Genomic DNA, 3,279 nt, shown 5'->3' with positions numbered 1-3,279 from the left:
TTGTGTCCTGAACGTGAAAGGGAGTTGGTTGTAGGAACAGCTTCTGGAAATGGTGCTGTGCGGGAGATGAAGGATTTGGCCCTTCGGAGCCGCCCTGCGGGGGGAGGCTTCAAACCGCCTCATGCCGCGTTGGCTGAAGGCCGTCGTGGTGAGCGATGAGGAAAAGGCGCTGTAAGAGGCGTCAGGTGGGGTCCGGAAAGACGAACGCAAGTGAATCGCTGCTGATGTGTCGAAAGACAAACAGATGACATCGAAACCGGGGCATGGTTTGGGTTCCGGGATGAGCCTGGCGGGTGCCCGTTTATTGGCCAGGCGGTGTCCGGCATGTAGGCGACGTGAGTCCGGGCTGCGGCTTCCGTATGGAACAGGAGAAGGCAGGCCCCGACACTGTCCGCTGCGTGGCGGTGGGCGAGAGGGAGTGCCCCAAGCGGCGGACACTGCGAGGGGTCGAGTACCGATGCGGGGCCTGCCGGCGGACCGGCTCGTAGTAGTGAGGAAGCCCCTGTAATGGGGGTGGAGCGAAGGGGCCGGGTCGTTCGTGACTGAGTTGATCACATCAACCGGATGATGTCCGGGAGGAGTGGGATGGGCCAGTTGAAGTCACAGACCAAGCCGTTTGACATTTCCAAGTGGGAAATCAAGGAGGCGTGGGAGGAAGTCAGGGCGAACAAAGGCGCCCCAGGGGTGGACGGGCAGAGTATCGGCGACTTCGAGAAGGACCTGAAGAATAATCTGTACAAGGTCTGGAACCGGATGTCGTCTGGCTCGTACTTTCCGCCGCCGGTGCGCGCGGTGGCTATTCCCAAGCCGCATGGCGGCGGCACGAGAATGCTCGGCATTCCCGCTGTCGCCGACCGGGTGGCCCAGACCGTGGTGGCCCGGCATCTGATGCGCAGGGTGGAGCCTGTTTTTCACCCGGACAGTTTCGGATACCGGCCCGGACGGTCCGCCTTGGACGCGGTGGGCAAATGCCGGGAGCGCTGCTGGAAGCGGGACTGGGTGGTGGAGTTCGACATCGCCAAGTTCTTCGACAGCGTGCCCTGGGACCTGCTGGTCAAGGCGGTGGAGGCGCACACCGACGTCGTTTGGGTGAAGTTGTATGTGCGGCGGTGGCTCGCGGCCCCGCTCGCCATGCCCGACGGCTCCCTGCTGGAGCGGGAGCGAGGGACCCCGCAAGGGGCTCCGGTCTCTCCCGTATTGGCGAACCTGTTCCTGCACTACGCGTGTACGTCCAGGAGTCCGGGCGTCGTCTCAACTTGAAAGAGGTGGAGGGGATGTAACCGGATGTCAAGCTCAGGGCAGCCAGCCGGTGCAAGTCCGGTCCGGGGAGACGCCAGGGTCCCCGGTAGCTGACTCCCGGCGTCGTTCGAGAGGACGGCGTCGAAGTGGAGTGACAAGCGTCCTTCGGGGGCGTGCGACCGACCGGTCCGCAACATCAAGTGAAGCCTGCAGCGTCGTCATGTAGACCCCGCCCGGTGGGGCGGGCCAAGGAGGTGCCGAGCCCGTATGCGTAGGGCGAAGGCCATGGAAGGCGTCCGGGAACCTGGAGCGGGCGTCGAGGAACCTCCCGGCGTAAGGGGCGTGGAACGGTCGGAAGGTTGTCCTGGGAACTGGAGAGGGCCTACTCGGCCCCGGGCATGCGGCCCGGGAGCGTGGCCCGCCTATAACCGGCGGAACCGGGAAGTGGCGGGCTGCCGAGAGGCAGTCGGAGGGGGTCGTAGTAGTGCCGATCGGCGGGACAACATAACCCGCCGGGAGCGAAGGGCCCCTGCTTCATCGATGCGATTCGCGAACAGGGAGGGGCCCGGATGAGTGCCGTTTCGGCTAGTTCCATCCGTCGGGAGGAAGGCGTCGCACGACTGGACGGCCGCCCTCTGGACAAGGTCCGAGCCTTGCAGTGGACGCTCTACCGCTGTGCCAAGCAAGAACCCGAACGACGGTTCCATGCCCTGTATGGCCACGTCCACCGCATGGACGTCTTGTGGCGGGCATGGTCGGTCGTGTGCACGAACCGGGGTGCCCCTGGCGTGGACGGCGTGACCGTCGACGCGGTGGCCGCCTCCGGGGTGGATGTATTCCTCCAGGACCTGGCGGAACGACTGCAGACGTATACGTATCGTCCGTCGGTGCTGCGGCGGGTCCAGATTCCCAAGCCGGGGCGGCCGGGGGAGTTTAGGCCGCTTTCGATTCCCACCGTGGCTGACCGGGTGGTGATGACGGCCGCGAAGATGGTTCTCGAACCGGTCTTCGAGGCCGGGTTCACCGAGGCGAGCTACGGATTCCGGCCGAAGCGGTCCGCGATCGACGCGTGCGATGCCGTGCGCGTTGCGGCGAACAAAGGTCGGGAGTGGGTGTTCGAGGCTGATATCCGGGACTGTTTCGGGACGATCGGGCACGACGCACTCGTCGCTCAGCTGGCGAGGCGCGTGGTGGACCGGTCGATGCTGAAGCTGATCCGGTCGTGGCTGCGGATGGGAGTGCTGGAGGCCGGGGTGACCTCCCTGAGCGGGGCGGGAACCCCACAGGGCTCACCGATCTCCCCATTGCTGGCGAATGTCGCTCTGAATGTCCTCGACGAGGCATGGCAGGACGAGGGCCGCCGGCTGGGAGTGCTGGTGAGGTATTGCGATGACTTCGTGGTCCTGTCGCCGACCAGACAACGGGCCGAGCAGGCCCAGCAGTTGGCGGCGAGAGTGCTGGGACAGCTTGGGATGCGACTGCACCCCGAGAAGTCCGGCATCACCTGCCTCACCCGAGGTGGGCAGGGCTTCGAGTTCCTCGGCTTCCACCACCGGAAAGTGGAGTCGTGGAAGTGGCGGGGCAGGTTCTACCTGTACCGGTGGCCCTCGCAACGGGCGTTGAAGGTGCTGCGGGACAAAGTCCGCGCGGCTACCTCGCGCTCTCGGACCGAGCGGCCGGTGGCTGCCGTGGTGGCCGAGCTCAACCCCGTACTCCGGGGATGGGCCGGATACTTCCGTAAGGGAAACTCTGCGCGGAAGTTCGTAGCGGTGGACCAGTACGTCCACGAGCGGCTGGCGATTTTCACCAGCAGCAAACATGGCCTCTCAGGCCGGAATTGGGCCGCCCGCTACAACTACGGGTGGATCAGTCGGCTCGGGGTCTACCGCCTGTCCGGAAAGTGGCACGGGGCGACGGCGCATGCCCAGTGGTGAACGATGTCGGAAAGCCGGATGCGGGAGAACCGCATGTCCGGTTTGAAGCGGCGGGGACTGGAAACGGGGACTCATCCACCGCGCCAGTCCCCGACCCTACTCGACA

2 protein-coding genes are annotated in these 3,279 nt (G+C 65.4%); both read left to right on the top strand.

Features of this window, described 5'->3' with window-relative positions; genetic code table 11:
* Positions 1–585 precede the first annotated feature (585 nt).
* Positions 586–1,260, top strand: coding sequence for a reverse transcriptase domain-containing protein (locus ACFYQA_RS39265; RefSeq protein WP_388928608.1), 675 nt, complete (start codon positions 586–588; stop codon positions 1,258–1,260).
* Between the two features lie 548 nt (positions 1,261–1,808).
* Positions 1,809–3,173 carry a group II intron reverse transcriptase/maturase gene (ltrA, locus tag ACFYQA_RS39260; protein ID WP_388928606.1) on the top strand — a complete coding sequence of 455 codons (1,365 nt, stop codon included), beginning with the start codon at positions 1,809–1,811 and terminating at the stop codon, positions 3,171–3,173.
* Positions 3,174–3,279 lie beyond the last annotated feature (106 nt).

The sequence above is a fragment of the Streptomyces sp. NPDC005774 genome (assembly GCF_042871645.1).
In the GTDB taxonomy this organism is placed as follows: domain Bacteria; phylum Actinomycetota; class Actinomycetes; order Streptomycetales; family Streptomycetaceae; genus Streptomyces; species Streptomyces pratens.
This window is presented reverse-complemented; position numbering and strand designations above follow the sequence as displayed.

Coding starts and splice junctions, on each gene's coding strand:
- ACFYQA_RS39265 (WP_388928608.1), top strand. CDS start 586: ATGGGCCAGTTGAAGTCACAGACCAAGCCGTTTGACATTTCCAAGTGG.
- ltrA (WP_388928606.1), top strand. CDS start 1,809: ATGAGTGCCGTTTCGGCTAGTTCCATCCGTCGGGAGGAAGGCGTCGCA.